The organism is Amycolatopsis viridis (assembly GCF_011758765.1).
In the GTDB taxonomy this organism is placed as follows: Bacteria; Actinomycetota; Actinomycetes; order Mycobacteriales; family Pseudonocardiaceae; genus Amycolatopsis_E; species Amycolatopsis_E viridis.
This window is the reverse complement of sequence record NZ_JAANOU010000001.1, coordinates 5,227,703-5,251,095: the sequence shown is the minus strand read 5'-3', so window position 1 is coordinate 5,251,095 and position 23,393 is coordinate 5,227,703. Positions and strand designations below refer to the sequence as shown.

18 protein-coding genes are annotated in these 23,393 nt (G+C 71.3%); 13 read left to right on the top strand and 5 right to left on the bottom strand.

The genetic code is table 11. From position 1 onward, the window contains the following. The first annotated feature begins 172 nt into the window (after positions 1–172). Positions 173–1,777, top strand: coding sequence for a type VII secretion protein EccB (eccB, locus tag FHX46_RS25915; RefSeq protein WP_167120117.1), 1,605 nt, complete (start codon positions 173–175; stop codon positions 1,775–1,777). 213 nt (positions 1,778–1,990) lie between these two features. Here eccB and mycP read toward each other — a convergent pair whose 3' ends face one another. Both mycP and eccD read right to left on the bottom strand, forming a co-directional pair. Continuing rightward, positions 1,991–3,457 carry a type VII secretion-associated serine protease mycosin gene (gene mycP, locus FHX46_RS25910; protein ID WP_390622641.1) on the bottom strand — a complete coding sequence of 489 codons (1,467 nt, stop codon included), beginning with the start codon at positions 3,455–3,457 and terminating at the stop codon, positions 1,991–1,993. A 23-nt stretch (positions 3,458–3,480) separates the two neighbouring features. Then, entirely contained in the window at positions 3,481–4,872 is a 1,392-nt protein-coding gene (gene eccD, locus FHX46_RS25905; RefSeq protein WP_167120111.1) for a type VII secretion integral membrane protein EccD, read from the bottom strand. Positions 4,873–5,151: 279 nt separating this feature from the next. Between eccD and eccCa the strand changes: the two genes are divergently transcribed. From eccCa to FHX46_RS25885, 4 genes are all read left to right on the top strand, one after another. Further along, on the top strand, positions 5,152–9,162 hold the full coding sequence (gene eccCa / locus FHX46_RS25900) for a type VII secretion protein EccCa (protein ID WP_167120108.1): 4,011 nt from the start codon (positions 5,152–5,154) through the stop codon (positions 9,160–9,162). Between the two features lie 85 nt (positions 9,163–9,247). Next, positions 9,248–11,158: a type VII secretion-associated protein gene (locus tag FHX46_RS25895; protein ID WP_167120105.1), complete on the top strand. Its 1,911-nt coding sequence runs from the start codon at positions 9,248–9,250 to the stop codon at positions 11,156–11,158. 165 nt (positions 11,159–11,323) lie between these two features. Further along, the gene (locus FHX46_RS25890) at positions 11,324–11,638 is read left to right on the top strand and encodes a WXG100 family type VII secretion target (RefSeq protein WP_243871340.1); all 315 of its coding nucleotides are present in this window, start codon (positions 11,324–11,326) and stop codon (positions 11,636–11,638) included. Positions 11,639–11,694: 56 nt separating this feature from the next. Further along, positions 11,695–11,988: a WXG100 family type VII secretion target gene (locus FHX46_RS25885; RefSeq protein ID WP_167120102.1), complete on the top strand. Its 294-nt coding sequence runs from the start codon at positions 11,695–11,697 to the stop codon at positions 11,986–11,988. Positions 11,989–12,035: 47 nt separating this feature from the next. On the opposite strand, the gene FHX46_RS29090 is transcribed toward FHX46_RS25885, so the two are convergent. Next, positions 12,036–12,320, bottom strand: coding sequence for a DUF4333 domain-containing protein (locus tag FHX46_RS29090; protein WP_313886249.1), 285 nt, complete (start codon positions 12,318–12,320; stop codon positions 12,036–12,038). A gap of 247 nt (positions 12,321–12,567) precedes the next feature. On the opposite strand from FHX46_RS29090, the gene FHX46_RS29085 reads away from it, so the two are divergent. Next, positions 12,568–12,798 (top strand): hypothetical protein, encoded by a 231-nt coding sequence (locus FHX46_RS29085; protein ID WP_313886248.1) that lies wholly within the window; start codon positions 12,568–12,570, stop codon positions 12,796–12,798. Between the two features lie 347 nt (positions 12,799–13,145). On the opposite strand, the gene FHX46_RS25875 is transcribed toward FHX46_RS29085, so the two are convergent. Further along, a complete protein-coding gene (locus tag FHX46_RS25875) occupies positions 13,146–14,003 on the bottom strand; it encodes a hypothetical protein (RefSeq protein WP_167120095.1) in 858 nt (285 codons plus the stop codon). A gap of 240 nt (positions 14,004–14,243) precedes the next feature. Here FHX46_RS25875 and rplM point away from each other — a divergent pair, with 240 nt between their 5' ends. The 6 genes from rplM (at position 14,244) to FHX46_RS25845 (ending at position 20,195) form a co-directional block, all read left to right on the top strand. Further along, complete coding sequence (gene rplM / locus FHX46_RS25870; protein ID WP_017986650.1) at positions 14,244–14,696, top strand: 50S ribosomal protein L13; 453 nt, start codon at positions 14,244–14,246, stop codon at positions 14,694–14,696. Positions 14,697–14,710: 14 nt separating this feature from the next. Beyond that, the gene (rpsI, locus tag FHX46_RS25865) at positions 14,711–15,196 is read left to right on the top strand and encodes a 30S ribosomal protein S9 (protein ID WP_167120092.1); all 486 of its coding nucleotides are present in this window, start codon (positions 14,711–14,713) and stop codon (positions 15,194–15,196) included. 212 nt (positions 15,197–15,408) lie between these two features. After that, on the top strand, positions 15,409–16,743 hold the full coding sequence (gene glmM / locus FHX46_RS25860) for a phosphoglucosamine mutase (RefSeq protein WP_167120089.1): 1,335 nt from the start codon (positions 15,409–15,411) through the stop codon (positions 16,741–16,743). 67 nt (positions 16,744–16,810) lie between these two features. Further along, positions 16,811–17,119, top strand: a complete 309-nt coding sequence (locus FHX46_RS25855) for a hypothetical protein (RefSeq protein ID WP_313886247.1) — start codon at positions 16,811–16,813, stop codon at positions 17,117–17,119. Then, the gene (locus FHX46_RS25850; protein WP_167120087.1) at positions 17,119–19,827 is read left to right on the top strand and encodes a hypothetical protein; all 2,709 of its coding nucleotides are present in this window, start codon (positions 17,119–17,121) and stop codon (positions 19,825–19,827) included. The genes FHX46_RS25855 and FHX46_RS25850 overlap by 1 nt, the downstream gene beginning before the upstream one ends. After that, positions 19,824–20,195 (top strand): hypothetical protein, encoded by a 372-nt coding sequence (locus FHX46_RS25845; RefSeq protein ID WP_167120083.1) that lies wholly within the window; start codon positions 19,824–19,826, stop codon positions 20,193–20,195. Before FHX46_RS25850 ends, FHX46_RS25845 begins: the two co-directional genes overlap by 4 nt. A 381-nt stretch (positions 20,196–20,576) precedes the next feature. Here FHX46_RS25845 and FHX46_RS25840 read toward each other — a convergent pair whose 3' ends face one another. Then, positions 20,577–21,389, bottom strand: coding sequence for a dienelactone hydrolase family protein (locus FHX46_RS25840; protein WP_167120080.1), 813 nt, complete (start codon positions 21,387–21,389; stop codon positions 20,577–20,579). A gap of 121 nt (positions 21,390–21,510) precedes the next feature. Between FHX46_RS25840 and glmS the strand changes: the two genes are divergently transcribed. Beyond that, positions 21,511–23,373 (top strand): glutamine--fructose-6-phosphate transaminase (isomerizing), encoded by a 1,863-nt coding sequence (gene glmS / locus FHX46_RS25835; RefSeq protein WP_167120077.1) that lies wholly within the window; start codon positions 21,511–21,513, stop codon positions 23,371–23,373. Positions 23,374–23,393 lie beyond the last annotated feature (20 nt).

Genomic DNA, 23,393 nt, shown 5'->3' with positions numbered 1-23,393 from the left:
GGAGTGGTGACGGACATCCGCTCGTTCTTCCCCTCGTACCTACAGCGATCCCGGCAAGCCGGTCGGCCGGGAACCTGACCCTAGCCGGAGTTGGGAGAAACCCGCACCGCCCCTGTTCCCGTACCGCTATCCTGCGGAACCGTACCGCGACTCGGGGAGCAGCAGGTCGAGAATGCCGTCAACACCGACAACGAAATCCCAGGTTCACGCCTACCAGTTCGTGCTGCGCCGGATGCAGTCCGCGCTGGTCCGGCGGGACTCGGTGATGCTCCACGATCCGATGCGGACGCACGGCCGGGCGACGATCGTCGGCTTCCTCCTGGCGCTGCTCGGGATCGTCGGCTTCGTGGTCTTCGGATTGATCAGCCCGAGCCCCGCGGTGCCGGGGTCGGGCAACATCGTGATCGGTGAGGAGTCCGGCGCGATCTACGTCGTGACCGGAAACCCGAAGCAGCTCGTCCCGACCTTCAACCTGGCCTCGGCGCGCCTGCTGCTCATGGCGCAGCAGGGGCGCAACGGCGGTGCGGCGACCGCGGCGGTGCAGCCGTCGGTGGTTCCGGACGACCAGCTCAAGGACATCCCGCGCGGGCGGCTGACGGGCATTGTGGACGGTCCGCAGCTGCTGCCGACCACGTCGCAGCGGGTTTCCGACGACTGGGCGGTGTGCGACCGGCTGACCATCCGCTCCGACCTGCCCAGCCAGCTCGCGTTGCAGCAGGCTACGAACGCGACGACGGTGCTCGCCGGAGTGCCGAACCCCGGACGCGAGCTGGGCGACGACGAGGCCGTCCTCGCCGTCGGCGACAACGACAAGCCGTACCTGATCTACCGCCTGGCGCGGAACCCGAACCAGCCGAACGCGAACACCGTCCGGGCCGAGCTCGACCCGGCGCGCGCGGGCGTCTACACGGCACTCGGCCTGAACCCGCAGAACGCGCGGCGCATCTCGATCGGCCTGCTGAACGCCATCCCGCAGGTGACGCCGTTCACGCCGCCCGCGATCCCCGGCAAGGGCAGCCCGTCGCAGTTCCAGCCGCTGGGCGCGGCCGGGCTCGCGGTGGGTGACGTGTTCGTCGTCTCGTTCTCCGACGGCACCCGCACCAGCTACGTGGTGCTGCAGAACGGGATCCAGCGCGTCTCGCCCGCGGTCGCGGATCTGATCCGCTTCTCGGGCAGCTCGGCCGCGGCGCCCCGGCCGCAGGAACTGCCGCCGAACACGATCACCGCGATCCGCCAGATCCAGTCCGGTGACGCCGATGCGCTCAAGGTCGACACCATGCCGAACACGATCCCGACGGTCCTGGACCCGACGCAGACCCCGGTGACGTGCCTCGGCTGGAACGTGGTGAACCCCGGCGACCCGACGACGGAGGACCAGCACACCGCGGTGTACATGGGCACGCAGCTCCCGGTCCCCGCCGACGCGAAACTGATCCAGATCGGACAGCCGAGCCCGGACGGTCTGAAGATCGACAACTTCTACCTGCCACCGGGCCGCGGAGCCGTCATCCGCTCGGCGACGTCGAAGCAGTCCTTCGCCACGGGACCGATCTCCCTGGTGACCGACCGCGGCCTGCGCTACGGAGTGCCCGACGCGAACACCGCGAACGCCCTGGGCCTGACCGACCCGCGGCCAGCCCCGGACGCCATCGTGCGCCTGCTGCCGACCGGCGCATCCCTCAACGTGCAGGACGCGCAGCGGAGCTACGACTCGGTCCCGATCGCACCCGACGCGGGCAGCTTCCCGGCCCAGCAGCAACGAGCCGCGGGCAACTAGTCCACAATAGACAAGCCGCTCGCAGGCGCGTTCATCTCGCCAACTGCCACCCGGCAACGCAACGAGCGTGGCCGCGCGCCAGACCTGACCACGGAGCGCCGTGAGTCGCCCCGGCCCGAAGGCCGGGAAAGATCAAAAGAGTCCTCGCCGGACGGGCAGGCTCCGGGATGGCCAAGGGTGCCTAGCGTCGCCTTGGCGGGATGACCACCCAGGTCACTTCGTTGGTGGTGTGGCTTCGCGGGTGCGGCGGATCGTCCGCATCACGAACATCACCACCAGCAGCACGACGAGGCCGCCGCCGGTGCCGGCCAGCGCGACGACCATCGGCGTCCAGTTCTTCGGTGACGCGTCGGGCAGCCCGGACGGCAGCTGCCGCGGGGCGTGGGCGGCCACGTTCTCCTCGGACGGCACGATCGCGGTGAGCGCCGCCACCGGGTTCACCACGCCGTAGCCGGTGAAGTTGTCCCGTCCGTCCTGGGCACCCGGGTGCTGCGCCGTCACCCGGATCCGGTTCATGATCTGCCGCGCCGAGAGCCCGGGGTACTGCGCGGCCACCAGCGCGGCCACCCCGGCCACGTACGGCGCCGCGAAGCTGGTGCCCTGGATCGGGGTGGCCTTGTCGTTCTCGATCGTCTGGTTCGCCAGCTGGTCCGACCCCTTCGACGGGTCCAGCGAGATGATGTTGGTGCCCGGCGCGGCGACGCTCACCCACGGCCCGTGCACCGAAAACGGTGCGACCCCGCCGGTCTCGTCGATCGCCGCCACGGACAGGACGTCGTCGGAGAACCAGGGCGGTGTCACGATGGATCGCGGTCTGTTCGGGTCGGGCTGGTCGTTCTGCGGGCACGTTTCGGAGGTGTTGCCCGCCGCGGCGACCACCACCACGTTCTGGTCCACGGCGTAGCGGACCGCTGCCTGCACGGCCCGTTCGCCGTCGGTGATCGCGCCGTCCGCCGGGCGGCAGTTGTCCACCGACATGTTGATGACGTTGACGTGCAGGTTGACTGCTCGCACGATCGCCTGCGCGAGCGAGGCCGTGGTGCCCGCGCCGTTGACGTCGTTCTGCTGGCGGCCGCCGGTCTGCTGGCCGCTGGTGCCGCCCGCGGTGTTGGGCTTCGAGTAGTTCTGGCTGGACTGCCGGATCGACACGATCGTGGCGTCCGGGGCGACGCCGGTGAACCCGATCTGGTCCTGCGGGGTCTGCGCGGCGATGATCCCGGCCACCTCGGTGCCGTGGCCGTCGCAGTCGTTCAGGCCGTTGTCGCCCGCCACGACGTAATCCCCGCCGCCCTCCAGCCGGGGCAGGTACGGGTGCCGCGTCACGCCGGTGTCGATCACGGCCACCCGGATCCCGCCGCCGGCGGAACCGCTCCTCGCCCGCGCGATCTGCTGGGCCTCTTCGATCTGCAGGTACTGCTGACCCCACGGCTTCTCCCGCAGGACGACGTTCTTCTGCCCGAGGTCGCGGGTCACGCACGCGTTCTTGGGCTGGTAGTCGAAGCCGTTGCGGCCGCCGTTGTCGTTCGGCAGGTAGCCGGCGACGAACGGGGGCGGCACCGCCCAGGAACCGCCGGAGCCGGTGCCGCCCGTCTGCGCCCCGGCCGAACTGGTCCCCAGGAGGCCGATCGACGCCGCGAGCAGGACGGTGACCGTCCGCCCGGGCGCCCCGAGTCTCCGCACGCGAGTTCCCCCTCGAGTCATGCTCAGAACGAGATGTGCCGCAGCGTGGCGTACAGGTTCATGACGGCCAGCGCGAGGGGCAGCACGGTGGCGATGCAGACGGCCTCGAAGATCTCGACGGTGCGGCGCAACGGCGGCGAGAACCGCTGGTTCGGGAACACCACGCCGACCACCAGCGCACCCGCACCGACGATGACCAGCACCCCGAACACCCACAGGAGGCGGCCCGCCGGGCTCTGCGTGCCCAGCCAGCCGATCAGGATGCCCGCACCGGAGACGATGCCGGTGGTCAGCAACGCGACGGCCTGGCTGCCGTTGGCGTAGGAGCGGGCACGCAGCAGCAGCACCATCGTCGCGACGGCGGCGGTGAGGATGCCCCACACGCCCGGCGCGCTGGCGGTGATGATCGCTGCGACCGCGGTCGCGCCGCCGCAACCGATCAGCAGGCCGGTCATGTACTTGTGTGCCAGCGCCGTGCGCCGCTCGATCTCGGTGTAGTCGGGGAACGCGGTGTCCTCTTTGAGTTCCTCAGCGGTGCTGGGCACGTGCGGCAGCGGCAGCTTGGCCAGCCAGATCGTCGCGCGAGGCAGCAGGGAGATCAGCGCCAGCGCGCCGGCGGCGGTCCCCGCGGCGACGCCCGGGGCCGGGTGGGCGATCAGGGTCGCGACGGTGAACGCGACCACCCCGATCACCCCGGCCGTGGCGGCGGCGATGAACGTGGTGATGCCCGCCCCCATGATCATGATCGCGACGGCGGCCAGGATCACCACCAGACCACTGGCCAGGAGCAGGTTGGCGCGCACGGTCAGGCCGGGCACGGCGTAGAAGCCGGCGACGAACGCGAACGGCAGCCCGCCCGCGGCGGCGATCACCACGCCGGTCGCCTCGGCCTGGTACGCCTTGGCCAGGGTCGCGCCGACGGCGAGGCAGGCGATCGCGGCGACACCGGCGGTGAGCGCGGCGGCCAGGCCGTTGCCGCCGAACAGCGGCCCGCCCGTGAACAACGCCAGGGCCGCGGTGAACAGGGCCAGCCCGCCCGCGATGTGCCCGATGCGCCGTGCCGTTTCCGTTGTCCACGGCCGGAACGTGTCCGGCTGCGCGTCGGCGATCGCGTCGACCACGTCGTCGTACAGCGGCGGCGGCGGGTTGTCGCTGCGCTTGCGCAGCTGGAGCAGGTCACCGTCGACGATGCCGAGCGAGGCGAGCGTGCGGCTAGGGTCGAGCGGGGCGTCACCCAGCTTCGCCAGCGCCCAGCCGCCGTGCCGGGCGCCACCGTCGGGGGAGGTTTCCCGGGCCATCTCGAGCAGCATCGGCATGAGGTCGGCGACCGCGACGTCGGCGGGCAGCGCCACGTCGATCCTGGTGCTGGGCGCGACCACCGTCACCCTGCTGAACACCGTCGTGCCCGTTGCCACTTGCCTGCCCCCTACCCGAGAGAATGCTGCGGGCTACTTATACCGAACACCCTCGTCCGCGGCAGCCGCTGCCTGTGAATCCTGCCCGACGCGTGCCCGCGGATCGTTCCGGACTGTCGGTGGGCGGTCCTAGTATTACTGCACCTGGCTCTGCCGCGGGGGTGGATTCGGGCGATCGGTGCCGGGCTGGGCGGTCTCGGCCCTGGACAGGGCTGGTGTTCGCTACCGTGTGGGCCCTGGCGGAGCAGGCGACATCGAGTGTGAAGAGGGGACCCTTCGGTGAGCACGCTGCAGTTCAAGAGGTCACCACGGCTTGCTGCACCGCGTCCACCGGGCGGTGAGGTCCACCTCGAGCCGCCACCGGAGGTGCCCCGCACGATCCCGGGCAACATCGTCCAGAAGATGATGCCCGTGGTCATGATCGTGGCCACGCTGGGCATGGTCGTGGTCCTGTTCACCACCGGCGGGGCCGCTGCGCGCAGCCCGCTGACCCTGATGTTCCCGCTGATGATGCTCATGTCGATGGGCGGCATGTTCGCCGGCGGCGGCAAGAGCGGCGGCGCCAAGAAGGCCGAGATGAACGAGGACCGCAAGGACTACCTGCGGTACCTCGGCCAGATGCGGGAGCGCGCCCGCGAGGCGATGGCCGATCAGCGCGCCTCGCTGGAGTGGGTGCACCCGGACCCGCAGGCGCTGTGGTCGCTGGCCGCGAGCCGCCGGATGTGGGAGCGCCGTCAGAACGACCAGGACTTCCTGCACCTGCGCGTGGGCCGCAGCTCGCACCGGCTGGCCACGCGCCTGGTCCCGCCGCAGACCGGCCCGGTTGACGAGCTGGAGCCGATCGCCACCCTCGCGCTGCGCCGGTTCGTGCGCGCCCACTCGATCGTCCCGGACCTGCCCACCCAGATCACGCTGCGCGGCTTCGCGGCGGTCAGCGTGAGCGGCGACAAGGAGCTGACCCGGGGGCTGACCAGGGCGATGCTGGCCCAGCTGGTCACCTTCCACAGCTGCGACGACGTGCTGCTGGCGTTCGCCACCACCGGTCGCGCGAAGGCCGAGTGGGAATGGGCGAAGTGGTTGCCGCACGTCCAGCACCCGGAGCTGTCCGACGGCATCGGCCAGCTGCGGATGATGGCCGGCTCGCTGGCGCAGATCGAGCAGTGGCTGGACGCCGAGCTGCGCGACCGGCCGCGGTTCTCCCGCAACGCCACGCCGTCGCCGGACCAGCCGCACATCGTGATCGTGCTCGACGACGCCGAGATCACCCGCGAGGAGCAGATCATCCTCGAGGAGGGCCTCGTCGGGGTCACCCTGATCGACCTGTCGGACTCGCTGGGCAACCTCACCGCGCGCCGCGGCCTGCGCCTGGTGGTGGAGAAGGAGCGGGTCGGCGCGCGCAGCGGCGGTGGCATCGAGTGGTTCGGCAAGCCGGACAGCCTGAGCGCGGTGGAGTGCGAGGCGCTGGCCCGCAAGCTCGCGCCGTACCGCGTCGGCGGTGCGGCGCAGGAGGCCGGCGACGACGAGCCGTTGCTGTCCAACCCGACGCTGCTGGAGCTGCTCGGCATCCCGGGCGACCCGATGACGTTCGACGTGCAGCAGGCGTGGCGCCCGCGCCCGGTGCGCGACCGCTACCGGGTCCCGTTCGGGATCGGCGAGTTCGGTCAGCCCGTGGAGCTGGACATCAAGGAAGCGGCGATGGAGGGCATGGGGCCGCACGGCCTGTGCATCGGTGCCACCGGTTCCGGCAAGTCGGAGTTCCTGCGCACGCTGGTGCTCGGCCTGCTGGCCACGCACTCCAGCACGACGCTGAACATGATCCTGGTCGACTTCAAGGGCGGCGCGACGTTCCTCGGCCTGGACAAGGCGCCGCACGTCGCGGCGACCATCACCAACCTGGCCGGTGACCTGACGCTGGTCGACCGGATGAAGGACGCGATCGCCGGCGAGGTCGCGCGGCGCCAGGAAGTGCTCGCCAAGGGCAACTACAAGAACGTCTGGGACTACGAGAAGGCGCGCGAGAACGGTGCCGACCTCGACCCGATGCCGGCACTGTTCATCTGCATCGACGAGTTCTCCGAGATGCTGACGGCGAAGCCGGACTTCATCGACATCTTCCTGCAGATCGGCCGCGTCGGCCGGTCGCTGCAGATGCACATGCTGCTCGCTTCGCAGCGCCTGGAGGAGGGCAAGCTGCGTGGTCTGGACACGTTCCTGTCCTACCGGATCGGCCTGAAGACCTTTTCCGCGGCGGAGTCCCGCGCCGCGATCGGGGTGCCGGACGCGTTCGAGCTGCCGTCGATCCCGGGTTCCGGTTACCTCAAGTACGACACGAACACGATGGTCCGCTTCAAGGCGTCCTACGTGTCCGGTCCCTACCGGCCGGCGGGGATGCAGGCGGCCGGGCCGGTGGCGAACGTGGTCCGCGCGGACAAGCGGCCGCAGCTGTTCGTCCCGGACTACGTCGAACTGCCGCCGGCTCCGGAGCCCGAGGCGGCGCGCGCGGACGCCCCGAAGCAGCCGCAGCAGCAGGAGGGCAACGAGCCCACCGAGCTGGAGGTCATCGTCGACCGCCTGGTCGGCCAGGGCCCGCCGGCGCACGAGGTGTGGCTGCCGCCGCTGAACGAGTCGAACTCGCTGGACACCCTGCTGCCGAACCTGAACCCGACCGACGACCGTGGCCTGTCCCCGGTGGGCTTCTTCGGCAACGGCAAGCTGCAGGTGCCGATCGGCATCGTGGACCGGCCGTTCGAGCAGCGGCGCGACCCGTTGTGGGCGGACTTCTCCGGTGCCGCCGGGCACGGTGTCATCGTCGGTGGCCCGCAGTCGGGTAAGTCCACCCTGCTGCGCACGCTGATCATGTCGCTGTCGCTGGCCAACACCCCGGAGGAGGCGCAGTTCTACTGCATCGACCTCGGTGGTGGCACCCTCGCCGGTCTGTCCGAGCTGCCGCACGTGGGCGGCGTGGCGGTGGCCCGGCGCGAGCCGGACAAGGCCCGCCGCATCGTGGCCGAGCTCAACGCGCTCGCCAACGAGCGCGAGGGTCTGTTCGGCCAGCTGGGAATCGACTCGATGAGCGACTTCCGCAACCGCAAGCGCCGCGGCGAGATCACGCCGGAGCAGGACCCGTTCGGGGACGCGTTCCTGATCGTCGACGGCTGGCGCGCGCTGCGTGACGACTTCGAGGAGCTGGAGCCGCAGATCACCGCGCTGGCCCAGCGCGGCCTGGCCTACGGCGTGCACGTGATCGTCTCGGCGAACCGGTGGGCCGACATCCGCCCGGCGATCAAGGACATGCTGGGTACGCGGTTCGAGCTGCGCCTCGGTGATCCGAGCGAGTCGGACATCGACCGCCGGGTCGCGGTGAACGTGCCCGAGGGGCGGCCCGGCCGCGGTCTCACCCGGGACCGGCTGCACATGCTGATCGGCCTGCCGCGCATCGACGGGTCCAGCGATCCGGAGACCATCGGTGCGGGGGTGGCTGACGCGGTCGCCAAGATCCGGGCGGCCTGGCCCGGCCGGCCGGCGCCGCAGGTGCGGCTGCTGCCGGAGATGGTGTCCTACGCGGACGTGCTGTCCATGGACAAGCAGCGGCACACGCGGCTCATCCCGATCGGCATCAACGAGAACGAGCTCGCGCCGGTGTACCTGGACTTCGACGCCGACCCGCACTTCCTCGCGTTCGCCGACGGCGAGTCCGGCAAGACGAACCTGCTGCGGCAGATCACCCGCGGCATCACCGAGCGGTACACGGCCAAGGAAGCGGTCATCGTGCTGGTCGACTACCGGCGCACGATGCTCGGGTTCGTCGAGGGCGATCACCTGCTCGGTTACGCGGTTTCGTCGAACCAGCTGGAAGGCATGGTCAAGGACATCGTCGGCTCGATGACCCGCCGGCTGCCCGGGCCGGACGTGACGCAGGAGCAGCTGCGCAACCGGTCGTGGTGGAAGGGTCCGGAGCTGTTCATCGTGGTCGACGACTACGACCTGGTGGCCACGCAGACGTCCAACCCGCTCAAGCCGTTGTCGGAGTTCCTGGCCCAGGCCAAGGACGTCGGCCTGCACATGGTCGTGGTGCGGCGCACGGGTGGTGCCTCCCGGTCCTCCTACGACCCGATCATCGGCAAGCTCAAGGAGATCGTGGCTCCGGGTCTGGTCATGAACGGCAGCAAGGACGAGGGCCAGCTGCTGGGCAACGTCAAGCCGTCCGCGATGCCGCCGGGCCGTGGTGTGCTGGTGAGCCGCAAGGTCGGCAAGCAGTTGATGCAGGTGTCGTGGATCCAGCCGGAGTGATCGAAGGGGTCCGGCCCGGGCCGGACCGTCACGGGTACCAGGGCCACGGCCCGGCTCGGGTGCTCGCGCGCCGCGGGGGCGTCTCGTGACCCTGCGTGTCGCCGTGGATTTCGGGACGTCGAGCACGTGTGTGGTGGCCGCGTTGAACGGCCGGCCGCCGCAGGTGGTCGTGGTCGACGGGCAGCCGCTCATGTCGTCGGCGGTGTACGCCGCGCCGGACGGCACGGTGTTCGTCGGTCAGGAGGCGGACCGGCAGGCGGCGATGGACCCGTCGCGGTACGAGCCGAACCCGAAGCGCCGCATCGACGAGGGTGAGCTGCTGCTCGGTGATCGCGTCCTGCGGGTCACCGACGTGGTGCGCGCGGTGCTGGGCCGGGCTGTCGCCGAGGCGCGGCGGCTGGCGAGCAACGCCGAGGTCGATCTGCTCGTGCTGACGCACCCGGCGGAGTGGGGTGCGGTGCGCACCCGGCTCCTGCGTCAGGCCGCGAGCGGGCTGGCCCGCGAGGTCACGCTGGTGCCGGAACCGGTCGCGGCCGCGGTGTTCCACGCCGCCACGTTCGCGCCGGAGGAGATCAACTCCGACCGCACGGTCGAGATCAGCACCCGTCCGGGCGCGACGCTGGCCGTGCTGGACCTCGGCGGCGGCACCGTCGACGTGAGCGTGGTGAGCCGGGTCTCCGGCAACCGCGGCTTCCAGGTGCTCGCCACGCGCGGCGACCCGAGCTTCGGCGGTGCCGACGTCGACCAGTTGCTGCTCGAGCACGTGGGTGGTCTGGTGTCCTCTGTGGACCCGTCGGCGTGGCGGCAGCTCGTCGAAGGCCGGGAACTGACCGAGCGGCGCCGCCGGCGCGTGTTGCGGCAGGACGTCCGCGGCGCGAAGGAAACGCTTTCCCGGCACGCGTACACGGATGTGCCCATGCCGCCGCCCTTCGCGGACGCGCACGTCACCCGCGAGGACCTGGAGCGGCTGGTGGCCGCCCCGCTGGGCCGGGCGGTCGAGCTGACCTGCGCCGCGATCGAGGACGCCGGGCTGCGCCCGAAGCAGCTCACCGCGATCTTCCTGGTCGGCGGGTCGAGCCGGATCCCGATGATCTCGCGGTTGATCCACGAACGCACCGGGGTCGTGCCGACCACTCTGGACCAGCCGGAAACGGTGGTGGCGCGTGGTGCGCTGCTGGCTGTGCAGAAGGCGCCGGAGCGCCCGTCCGCGCCCCTGCCGCGGGTCCCGGTGCGGCAGCTCGCGGACCAGCGCACCGAGGTGGTGCGCAACCCGAACGCGCCGCGCCCCGGTTTCACGCCCCGCCCGCCGACACCGCCGGGCGGGTTCAGCGGTCCGGCCCTGTCGCGCCAGGGGCCGCAGGGTGTGCGCCGCCCGCCGCCCGGACCGCCGCGGCCGCCCCGCCCGCCGACACCGCCGGCCGGGATTCCCGCGCCGCCGTCCGCGCGGAAGCGGAAGCTGCCGTGGATCGCCGGTGGTGCGGTGGTGCTCGTCGTCGCGGCGGTGGCCGGACTGCTGCTGGTGCTGCACGCCGACGGGGACCAGCAGCCCCCGCCCGGGAAGGTCGTCGCGCAGTACCACTACCAGTTCACGGCACCGCAGGACTGGACGCAGACGGGCGGTTCTGCCGAGTGGCGGGAGACGTTGATCAAGCCGGACGACGCGCCGCAGCAGTTCGACGCGGTGTCGGTGCAGGAACATCCGCTGTCCTACGACGCGTCCGCGGATCCGGGCCGGCTCGTGTCCGAGTTGCGCGCGCAGGTTCAGCAGAATCCCGCGCAGTACTCCGGATTCGACCCGGCGGCGACCTACGCCGGCCGGAAGGTGGTCTTCTACCACCAGACCCTGCCGGACCGGAACGTGGCGATCGACTGGTATGCCCTCGCCCACGGCAATGTCCAGGTGAACGTGGGATGCGTGTACGCGAATGAACCCGCGCGTGAGCGGGTTAACGCGGCTTGTACCCAGGTGATCAGCACGCTGAACATCAGCGGATGAGAGTGGATCTTTCCCACTCGACCGGGTGAGCTTGGCATTCACTCTCGCAACTACTTCCCCGTAGCCCAGGACAAGGCGGAACCGGCCGTGGCAAGGTCATCGTCGGAGGTCCGCAGGCGGTTGGGGCCCTTGCGGACGACACCACGACGAAGGGGGTATCTCCTGATGGACGGATTCGCCGGCGACCCGGCACAGTTCGCGGATGCGCACCTGAAGATCTCCGAGACCAAGCTGGCCATGGACCAGAACCTGATGCAGCTGGCCCGCAACATCGAGGCCACCCACGCGGGCTGGACCGGGCGTGCGGCCAAGGTCTTCACCGAGGTCATGGACGCGTTCGGCGAGAAGGGGAGCAAGTTGAACAGCGTGCTCGACGATATCGCAGAGTTGTTGAAGAAGTCCGGTATCAAGTACGAGCAGCATGACGAGGAAGTTCAGCAGAAGTTGAGCCCGCTCCAGGCCGCTCTCGAGGGCATGTGATCCCGGCCTGTGCGTCGTCATTCCCGTTGAGACTTCCCTGACCAGAAAGGACAATCATGTCGGGCCCGATCAAGGTCGATTACGCCACCATCCACCAGGCGGCGGAGGACTGCAACAAGACCGGTGGTGAGCTGGAAAACCTGTTCGAGAAGCTGAAGTCGGACATCAAGCCGCTGACCGACACGTGGTGGGGTGAGGCGACCGATGCCTACCTGAGGTGCCAGCACGACTGGAACGTCGCACTGGAGGACCTGAAGGGTCTGCTGGCTCGAATCGCCACCGCGCTGCCGCAGATCGCGGACGGCTACCAGGACACGGACAAAGGTGTCACGAGGATGTTCGGCGGCTGATTTCCGCTCTGCGAAAGGGCCCCGGCTCGCGCCGGGGCCCTTCGTCGTCAGCGCGGCATGCCCACTTCGTACTGAGCCTGTTCGTTGAGGACGCGAACCGTCACCTTCTTCGGCTGCCCCGCGACGGTCACCCCGCAGTCGAAGGTGGTGCCCGTCTTCACCGGCTGGTCGTCGGGGCACTGGACGTTCGCGACATCGCCTTCGCCGAAGTCCTCGTGCAGGATCTGCGCGACCCCGTCCTGCACCGCGGCCTGGTCGAGGGTGTCACCCTGGAAGGCGCCGAGCAGCCACGCGCCGACGCCGCCCAGGGCGAGCAGAACGACGACCACCACGCCGATGAGGACCGGCTTGCGCGAGCGCTTCGGCTTCCGCTCGTCGAACGCGCCGAACCCGCTGTAGGTCGACTGCCACGGCTGCTCACCTGCCCCGGCTGGAGGCTGCTGGGCCGGGGTGGCGGGCGGCGCCCAGGGCGGCGGGCTCGCCTGGTTCCAGGGTTGCGGAAGCGGCCCGCTGCGCGGGTCGCCGACCTGGCCAGGGGCACGCCCCGCATGGCCCCAGGGCTGGGGTACGGGTCCGCTGGTGGTGCCCGGCGGGCCGGTCTGGCTCCAGGGCTGGGGTAGGGGTCCGCTGGTGGTGCCCGGCGGGCCGGTCTGGCTCCAGGGCTGGGGTAGGGGTCCGCTGGTGGTGCCCGGCGGGCCGGTCTGGCTCCAGGGCTGGGGTAGGGGTCCGCTGGTGGTGCCCGGCGGGCCGGTCTGGCTCCACGGCTGGGGCACCGGTCCGCTGCCGGAGCCGGATGCGCCGCTCGGCTGAACCGGTCGGCCCCAAGCCGCCGGCTGCCCGGCGGGCGGCGATCCGGCAGGCCCCGCCTGCCCCGGCACCGGGTAGGTGCCGGGCTGCGCGGGCGGTGTGGCCTGGCCGTGCGGCGCACCACCTTGCTGCCCGGGTGTGTTCGGCGACCCGTGGGCACCCCCGGTCTGCGGAGTCCCCGGCGTGCTCCACCTGTTTTGGTTCGGCCGCTCCGGCTGGTTCATCGAGCGTTCACCCCACTCGCCGGGAACTGCGGTTCCGGCCCGTGCCCGCCATCCCCGCCCCGTCCCACCTGCCGTTACCCGTGCGCAGGTGAGCACCCACGGGAGCCGGTCCCGGTTCGTGCGCGCTCACTTGCCCTGCTCCTGGATGTCGCCCAGGCGGTCGTAGAAGTCGTCCACCGCGGCGCTGTCCGAGAGCACGGTGACCTGCGACGGGTCGGGGATCTTGGGCAGGTCGACGTCGCTCGGGGTGCCGTCGAGCCGGTAGTGGTAGTCGATCTCCAGTTCGTGCCCGTTGCCGCTGATCTTGCCCGCCATCTGGATCTCGGTGAGCTTGCCGCCCGGGTCGAGCGCGACCCGGGTCCGCAGCGTCTGGTTGCGCATCTCGGGCGTGAGCTCGTTCGCGATCGCCGCCGGGAAGGTCACCACGTCGTTGTGGATGAACGCCGTCAGGGTGACCTCGGCGACGAGCTCGACGCTGCCGTCGGGTTTGCGGTTGGCACTCTTCGCGGCCCCTCCGGCCTGCACCGAGTCCTGCACGGCCCCCAGCATCTTGCACACCGTCTGTGCGCCGGCCCAGACGCACTCGCTGTACGCGACCTCGGGGTAGGGCAGCTGCACCCACGGCGTCGGCGCGAGGCTCGCGTACACCGGTCCCAGCAGCATGTACTCGACCGAGCTGTGGGCGGGGTGGTAGACGTCCAGGTACGAGTTCGAGTCCAGGTTCGAGTGGTTGCGGCTCAGCCGGGCCGGGGGGTGCCCCAGCTGCACCGCGGTGACCGTCGCGTTCAGCCGCTTCTGGTCGAACCGCACGACCTGGTCCAGCCGCGTCTTGCGGCTGTCGTTGGCGTCGAACTGGTCGGACAGGGCGTTCAGCGTGTCGTCGAACTTCGCGCTGACGTAGGCGGCCGCGTCCTCGCCGTTGGCGACCGGGCTGCCGGCCTGGGCGCTGCCGCACCCGGTGAGCAGGCCCACCGTGGCGAGCACGGCGATGAACCTCGGTAGGCTGGTTTTCGCACGCGCGGACACGCGGATGGTCCCCTCCAGGTGATTGCCGTGTTGTCGACGTCGTCGACTCCGCGTAACCCTAGTATGTAGGCCGGGGACACCCCGCCTACAAGGTCGCCGAACCCGGCGGGTATCTTTATATGTCGTTGTGCGTGCAGCAAGCGTCCGCGCTGGGTACGCACTCGACCCCAAACGCACCGTTGACCACGAGGTAGACCCTTGCCCACGTACAGCCCTAAGCCTGGCGATGTCACCCGTGCCTGGCATGTGATCGATGCCGAGGATGTCGTGCTCGGCCGGCTCGCGACCGAGGTCGCTACGCTGCTGCGCGGCAAGCACAAGCCCACGTATGCACCTCACGTGGACACCGGTGACTTCGTCATCATCGTGAACGCCGAGAAGGTCCGGCTGACCGGTAACAAGCGCGACCAGAAGTTCGCGTACCGGCACAGCGGTTACCCCGGCGGTCTGCGCAAGCGCTCCTTCGGCGAGCTTCTCGACACCCGGCCGGACCGGCTGCTGGAGAAGGTCGTCAAGGGGATGCTGCCGAAGAACAAGCTCGGTCGCGCTCAGGCGAAGAAGCTGAAGGTCTATGCCGGCCCGCAGCACCCGCACGCCGCGCAGCAGCCGCAGCCGTTCCAGATCACCAAGATCGCGCAGGTCGCCAAGTGAGTGAGGAAGTGTCTGTGACCAGCACCGAGACCGAGGCCCCCGCGGCCCCCGAGGCCACCGAGGCGGTCGTGACCAGCGAGACGCCGGCCGCGCCGCGGCCGTCGCGCGCTGCCGGTGGCTCCGCCCAGACCGTCGGCCGTCGCAAGGAGGCCGTCGTCCGCGTGCGGCTCGTCCCCGGCACCGGCAAGTTCAAGCTCAACGGGCGCAGCCTCGAGGAGTACTTCCCGAACAAGGTCCACCAGCAGCTCATCCGCGAGCCGCTGGTGACCGTCGAGAAGCCGGACTCGTTCGACATCTTCGGCAACCTCACCGGTGGCGGCATCTCGGGTCAGGCCGGCGCGCTGCGCCTGGCGATCGCCCGCGCCCTGGTCGAGGTCGACGCCGACGACCGTCCCGCGCTGAAGAAGGCCGGGTTCCTCACCCGGGACGCGCGGGCCACCGAGCGCAAGAAGTACGGCCTCAAGAAGGCCCGCAAGGCTCCGCAGTACAGCAAGCGCTGACCTGCGCCCAGGCCGTTTCGAAGGCGCCCATCCGTTCCGGGTGGGCGCCTTCGTCGTTCCCGCCCATGTGACAGGCGGGCGCATTATGTAACGTGCGAAAACCGCGTTCGGCCAGCGCGATGCACCCCTCCGGCGACGGTGTGGGGGAGCGCTACCGTCGACGCTCCAGGACGCTAGGTTGTCGGGGTTGCTCGGCTCGAGGAGAGGATGAGATGGCTCGCCTTTTCGGCACCGACGGGGTTCGTGGTCTGGCCAACGGGGAGCTGACGCCCGAGCTGGCGTTGTCCGTGGCGGCCAGCGCGGCCCGCGTGCTCGCCGCGCACGACCGCTCGCACCGCCCGGTCGCGGTCGTCGGCCGCGACCCCCGCGCGAGCGGCGAGATGCTGGAGGCCGCCGTGGTGGCCGGGCTCGCCTCGGCCGGCGCGGATGTGCTGCGCGTCGGGATCCAGCCGACCCCCGCCGTCGCCTACCTGGTGGGCGCGCTGGAGGCCGACCTCGGCGTGATGATCTCCGCGTCGCACAACCCCATGCCGGACAACGGGATCAAGCTGTTCGCCTCCGGCGGGCACAAGCTGCCGGACGGTATCGAGGACGAGATCGAAGCCGGACTGACCAGCGACGCGCCCCGCCCGACCGGTGCCGGCATCGGCCGGGTCAGCGACGTCCCGGATGCCGTCGACCGCTACACCGACCACCTGCTGGCCGCCACCCCGCACCCGCTGACCGGCCTGCGCATCGTCGTCGACTGCGCCAACGGTGCGGCGTCGTTCGCCGCGCCCGAGGTCTACCGCAAGGCCGGGGCCGAGGTCATCGCCGTCCACGCCGAGCCGGATGGCATCAACATCAACGACGGGTGCGGGTCCACGCACCCGGAGGTGCTGCAGGCGATGGTGGTCGAGCACGGCGCCGACCTGGGCATCGCGCACGACGGCGACGCCGACCGCTGCCTGGCGGTGGACGCCTCGGGCGAGCTGGTGGACGGCGACCAGATCATGGCGATCCTGGCACTCGCGATGGCCGAGGCCGGCGAGCTCGCGCACGACACACTGGTCGCGACGGTGATGAGCAACCTCGGCCTGCACCTGGCCATGCGGGACCACCGCGTCACGTTGCGCACGACCGCGGTCGGCGACCGGTACGTGCTGGAGGAGCTCCGCTCCGGTGGTTACGCGCTGGGCGGCGAGCAGTCCGGTCACGTCGTGTTCCCCGCGCTCGCCACCACCGGCGACGGCCTGCTCACGGCGCTGCGCGTGATGAGCCGGGTCGCCTCGACCGGCAAGCCGCTGGCCGAGCTCGCCGGGGTGATGCGCAAGCTGCCGCAGGTGCTGGTCAACGTGCGTGTCTCGGACAAGGCGACGGTCGCGAAGTCCGACGTGGTGCGCGAGGCGGTCGAGGCCGTGGAGGCCGAGCTGGGCGACGAGGGCCGCGTCCTGTTGCGGCCCTCCGGCACCGAGCAGCTGGTGCGCGTGATGGTCGAGGCACCGGCGCAGGAGATCGCGCAGGCCGCGGCCGACCGGCTGGCCGGAGTCGTGTCGTCCGTCTCCTGAACTGACTGCGAACTGTCGTACCCGCTCGGTACATTCGGTGCACGACGCCGAGCGAGGGGGAGTGGTCGTGGCCGGGTACGAGGTGGATCCGCAGCAGGTGACCGCCGCGGCGGGAACGGTCCGGGACGAGCCCGGGTCGCAGCTGAAGTACACGCTGCCCAACCTCAAGGACGTGCAGATCCGGGCCGAGGACTTCGGCCGCAAGCACCACGAGTCCTTCGCGGGCTACCAGGCGGGTGTGCAGCGCCTGGTGGCCTGTGTGGACAGCTACGTGCGCGCGTCGGGTGAGTTCGCCGACCGGCTGGCCGGCGCGGGCAAGTCCTACCACGGGGCGGACGATCAGTCCGGGTCGGACGTCCGGAAGGCGGCGAGCTGATGGCGGAGCGGCTGCCGACGATCCAGGAGGTGAGGCAGCTCGTCGACGATCCGAAGATCGACGACGACACCAAACGGACCCTCCTCGTGCGCTACTTCGACGCGATCGACAACGTCGACCCGGTGGTCTACGGGTTCCAGAACAAGAACGAGAAGCAGGAGCTGCTGAAGTCCTTTGCGGACCGGTTCGGCTTCACCGAGCGGGACCTGAAGGACGGCCCCTTCGCCTATGACGCCTACTCCGAGGCGCAGGGCCGCCACGACGCGAACATGACCGCGTTGCGCGAGGAGCAGCAGCGCGCGGTCGACGACGGCAAGGCGCGGCTCGACTCGCTCAAGGGGTCGGAAACGAGCCCGGGGGCACGGAATTCGAACGAGATCCTGGACACCGGAGTGCCTGGGCTGGACTGTTTCCGCACCTGGCTGCCGGTGTACAGCGCGGCACGGGCGGTCGCCGCGCCGGGCCTGCCCGAGTTCCGGCTCCAGGAGCTGATCGACCGGTACGACGAGCAGCGCGACATCCCGTTCGACAAGTTCACCGCCGGGGCGGGTGAGATCGTGCAGGTGCGGGAGTCGGTGGCCGACGCCGCGCCGGCGCAGAACTCGGCGGTGCAAGGCCTGTTCGGTCAGTGGGACGGCGATGGGAAGAACGCCGCGGCGGCGTCCTGGGCGAAGTTCGGGGACGGGGTCAAGGTGGTCGAGCAGGCGCTCGACCACGCGGCCGACGTGATCAACCGGACGGTCGCTGCGATCGCCGGGTCGTGCCGGGACAAGGCATCCTGGGTGTTGCAGTATTCGTTCCAGTCGTGGCCGCCGGAGCAGGGTCTCACGGCGCAGGACACCGACCGGCTCGTGCGGATCGCCCAGCTGGGCCGCAACGCGAGCGCGGACGATTTCAGGCACTTCATCCCGTTCTTGGCCGGTCAGCAGTCGCCGCTGGCCGCTCAGCTGGTCAGCTCTGCCTACTTCGGGTTGTCGGACGAGCTGCTGGACGCGGTGCAGGCCTGGGCGAAGAGCTGGCTGGCCGAATTCTGCGGCTGGTTCGCCGGGCTGGTGGGCGAGTTGCAGGCGATGTGCGAAAACACGCGCGTCGCCGTGGCGAGCCAGTGGTCGGCGCTGAACACCGAACTGCAGAAGGTGCCGGACAACCCGTTCGCGGGAGTCGGCGAGGCTGCGCCGCCCCGATCCGGCGGCGGTTCCGGCGGTGGTTCCGGGCGGGGTTCCCCCGGATCAGGACCTGGGATGGGCAACGGCGGTGGCACGGCTGGCGGGGGCGGCGGCGGTGCGGGTGCGCCGCCGGTCGCGCCGCCCACGACTCCGCCACCGGCCGTGCCGGCCGCTCCGCCACCGGTGATCCCACCGGTGACCGCTCCGGCGGCGGCGGACGAGCTGGACACGCTGACGGTTCAGCGGGGCGACAGCACGCTGGAGATGACCGAGCCGGACCGGACCGGCCGGATGAACATCAAGATCGACTCCGGTCCCGGCGTGGCGAAGGACTACCAGCTCGACTGGGGCGCGGCCGACCCGGTCCGCCCCGCCTACACGCCCGGCGCCGACGGCAAGATCCACATCGACGACGGTGCCCTGCACATCACGGCGGAACGCCCGGGAGGCGAGACCGGTCCCACGGTGGTCACCGTCGACGACGGCACGGCCACCCCCACCACGTACACCCTCGGCGAGAAGCCGGACCCCGCCGCCGGGCCGGCCGACCCGCGTGGCGGCCGCCTGACCGAGGCTGCGTACCGCGCGGGGCCGGGCGGTGTCGTCAACGGCACGGGTCAGCCGCCGCTCGGCGTCGCCGGTGCGCACGACGTCAGCACCCCTGGCGGTTTCCCGGCCGCCGACGGGGCGGCCGGGACGGTGGACGCTGGCGGGGTTACCGGCCGAGTGGGGGCCTGGGGCGCTGCTGATGGCGCAGATCCGGGCACCGGCGGCGGGTTCGACGTGCGTGGCCCAGTGGGGGCTGGGGATGCCGCTGGCGTCGCGCACCCCGTGAGTGGTGGCTCGGATGACGTGCCCGGCCGGGCAGGGGCTGCCGGCGCCGCGGATCCGGGGATTGGTGCCGCTGGTGGTGGCGGCGCGCGCGACTCGTACGAGGTGCCTGGCCTGGTCGGTGCCCGGCGCGCTGCTGGTGCCGCAGACTCCGGGGAGGGTGCCACTGGTGGTGCTGTGAGCGCCGCCGAGGCTGTGGACGTCACAGCTGCGGACGCCGGTGGCGAGGCTGCTGCAACCCGGCCGTTGCCCGGGCCCGGCGGTCCCGGACCGTCTCCCGCTGGCGGTGGTGGTCTCGGCGTTCCGCCCGATTCGGTTGCCGCGGCGGCCGTCCCGACGCCGACCGGTCACGGCTTCGGTGGCGGCCCCGATCGGACCGCCCCGGTGCACGAGCTCGGTGGTGTCACGGACGGGATCTCGACCAGCGGGGGGCTCGGGCACACCGGCTCGCTGAGCCACTCCACGGCACCTGCGGAATCCGGTGCCACTCTCGGTGCCGCGCCGGGGCTCGATCCGGTCGGCAGCGGCGTGCCGGGCGATCCGAGCGCGATGAGCATGCTCGGCGGCCTGCCCGCGGCCGGTGGCAACCAGGACAGCGACGACCACGAACGGACGTCCCGCGCCTACCGCATCGACGGTGGCATCTTCGGCACCGCCCACTCCGGTGGCCGCATCAACGGCTCCCTGGACGACGAGGAGAGCCGGAGGTGAGTGAGTTCCAGGCCAAGCTCGACGCGATCGCCGCCGAGCGGGTCGCCCGGCAGGACCTGATCAGCCGCCGCGTCGCAGCGAGCCTCGCGGACAGCCGGACCCGCACCGGCGACCTCACGGCGGCGGCCGCTGCCACCGTGCAACGCCTGGTCGAGCAGGCCGCCCGCGCCAAGACCGCCGCGGGCTGGGAACTGCGGGAGAAGCCCGATCCCAACGCCGCGCTCGGCATGGCCTTCGAAGATCCGGAGATGTCCACCGAGCCGACCAACCGGCACGCGTCCCCGCCCCGGCCACCGGCCCGCCGAGGCCGCCACGCCCGCATGGAGGACGCCGAGGACGACTACTCGACCAAGGACTGGCTCGGCTGACCCGTTCCCGCGGACCCCGCCCAGGGGGCGTGCCCTCGCGTCCGCCGCCAGCCGGGTCCGCGGTTCGCCGGGGCGCGTGGTGGGCGGCTGGCCCGGCCACGCTCGGGTGGCTGACCACGTTTCGCGGGTCGTGCCCTGGGCACGCCTGCCGCGTACCCGCGGGCACGGGCACTCCGCCCGGTACCGGGCGCAGCGCACGGTCCCACCAGCCGGGCTCACCACGGCGCAGCCGGCCACCCTGGCGGGAGCCCGGACCGGGCCACCCAGGTGCGTCACGGGCCGCCGCGCCTTCGGGCGAGCGGCCAAGCGCTCGCCACGCCTGCTCATCGAGGGGCCAGGGGCCGCCGTGACTGCGTGGCGAGCGGTCAGCGATCGCCTTGTCTAGGCGGCCACCGGCTCCGGGCCGCGCTCGAAGCCGATCGGCGCGCGTTTCACGTCCGACTCCAGCAGGGGGCGGTACTTGTCGGTCCCGGTGAGGTGCGTCAGGAAGAACGCCGTGAACAGTGCGCGGACCAGCACCTGCGTCCGGTGGTTCGGCTTGCCGTGCAGCAGCCGCTGGCTCCAGTGACTGCCCTCGGTCAGCCCGAGGTGAGTCGACTTGTCGACTTTGCGGAACTGGACCGGTCCGCCCCAGGCGTGGGCGATCGCCTCGGCGTTGCCGCCGGCGGGGGCCACCAGGTCGCCGTCGACGGCCAGGTGCAGCCCCGGTGCGGTGACCTTCACCGCTGCCGCGCTCGCCGACGGCAGGGTCTGCGCGGCGGCGAACGTCGCCACCGCCCGGACACCTCGCGAAGCGGCGGCCAGCACCGCCGCGCCGCCGCCGGTGGAGTGCCCCGCCAGCCCGAGCCGCTCGGCGTCGACGCTGAGGTCGCCCTGCCCCAGTCGCACCCCGGTGAGCACGTCGAGCGTGGTGCGCAGGTCGGCGGCCAGCAGGCGGTGCGACGGCAGCGGACCCTGCTGCGTCGCCGGTGCGGCCGCGACCACGCCCCAGCTCGCCAGGTGGCTCAGCAGCCCCCGGTACCGGCCCGGCGGCTGGAGCCACCCGTGGCCGAACGCCACCGCCGGCAGGTTCAGGCCGGTTCGTGGGGTGAACACCACACCCGGCAATCCGGCGAGCGCGAGGTTGCCGCGCAGCACCTCGTGCGGTCCCGCGTGCGACAGCTCTTCGAGCAGCTCCTTGGGCTTGCTGACCATGGTCGGCAGCTTAGGGCAGCCCGCCCCGCCCCGGCCGCGCAACATCCATCGGAAGCGCGGTTTCACCGAGGCGGAGACGAGCCGGGGGAGCGGCACGCGCATCCCTCGTTAGGCTGGTGGTGTGTGCGGAATCGTGGGATATGTCGGTCACCGGCAGGCGCTGGACGTCGTGCTCGGCGGGCTTCGCCGGATGGAGTACCGGGGCTACGACTCGGCCGGTGTGGCCGTGCTGGACGGCACGGGAGCGCTGACCGTCGAACGCAAGGCGGGCCGCCTGGCCAACCTGGAGGGCGCCCTCGCCGACACCGGTCTCGGCCGGTTCGCCGGCACCGCGGGCATGGGCCACACCCGCTGGGCCACGCACGGCGCGCCGATCGACCGCAACTCGCACCCGCACCGCGACGCCACGCAGCGCGTCGCCGTGGTGCACAACGGGATCATCGAGAACTTCGCCGCCCTGCGCGCCGAACTGGAGTCCGACGGTGTCGAGATGACCAGCGACACCGACACCGAGACCGCCGCCCACCTGGTGGCCCGTGCCTACGCCGACGGCCCCACCGCCGGTGACCTGCCGGCCAGCGTCCGCGCGGTCTGCCGCCGGTTGGAGGGTGCGTTCACGCTGGTCGTGACCCACGCCGACGAGCCGGACATGATCGTCGCGGCCCGCCGGTCGTCCCCGCTGGTCGTGGGTGTCGGCGAGCGTGAGCACTTCGTCGCCTCCGACGTGTCGGCGTTCATCGAGCACACCCGCGAGGCCGTGGAGCTGGGCCAGGACCAGGTCGTGGTCATCACGCGGGACGGCTACGACATCTCCGACTTCGCCGGTGAACCCGCCCAGGGCAAGCCGTTCACGGTCGACTGGGACCTCTCCGCCGCGGAAAAGGGCGGCCACGACTACTTCATGCTCAAGGAGATCGAGGAGCAGCCGGAGGCGCTCGCGAACACGCTGCGCGGGCACTTCGACCGCGGTCGCGTCGTGCTCGACGAGCAGCGCCTGTCCGACCAGGACCTGCGTGAGGTCGACAAGGTGTTCGTGGTGGCCTGCGGTTCGGCCTACCACTCCGGGCTGGTCGCGAAGTACGCCATCGAGCACTGGTGCCGCCTGCCGGTCGAGGTCGAGCTGGCCAGCGAGTTCCGCTACCGGGACCCGGTGCTGGACCGCGACACACTGGTCGTGGCCGTGTCGCAGTCCGGCGAGACGGCCGACACGCTGGAGGCGATCCGCCACGCCCGCGACCAGAAGGCTCGCGTGCTGGCGGTGTGCAACACCAATGGTGCCCAGATCCCGCGCGAGTCCGACGCCGTGCTCTACACGCACGCCGGCCCGGAGGTCGGTGTCGCCGCGACGAAGACGTTCCTGTCGCAGATCGCGGCGAACTACCTCGTCGGCCTCGCGCTCGCGCAGGCGCGGGGCACCAAGTACCCGGACGAGGTGGCGCGTGAGTTCGCCGAGCTGGAGGCCATGCCGGCCGCCGTGCACAAGGTGCTGTCCACTGTGGACCAGGTGCGTGCGGTGAGCCGCGGTATCGCCGACTCGAAAGCGGTGCTGTTCCTCGGCAGGCACGTCGGTTACCCGGTCGCGCTGGAGGGTGCGCTCAAGCTCAAGGAGCTGGCGTACATGCACGCCGAGGCGTTCGCCGCCGGTGAGCTCAAGCACGGCCCGATCGCGCTGATCGAGGAGGGCCTGCCGGTCGTCGTCGTCATGCCGTCGCCGAAGGGCCGCGCGGTGCTGCACGCCAAGCTGGTGTCCAACATCAGCGAGATCCAGGCCCGCGGCGCGCGCACCATCGTGATCGCCGAGGAGGGCGACGACACGGTGCGCCCGTTCGCCGACGAGCTGATCGAGGTCCCGGCGGTGCCGACACTGTTGCAGCCGCTGGTCTCGACGGTGCCGTTGCAGGTGCTGTCGGCCGAGATCGCGCGCTCCCGTGGGTACGACGTCGACAAGCCGCGGAATCTGGCGAAGTCGGTGACGGTCGAGTAGACCAACCGCACCGGAGGCGC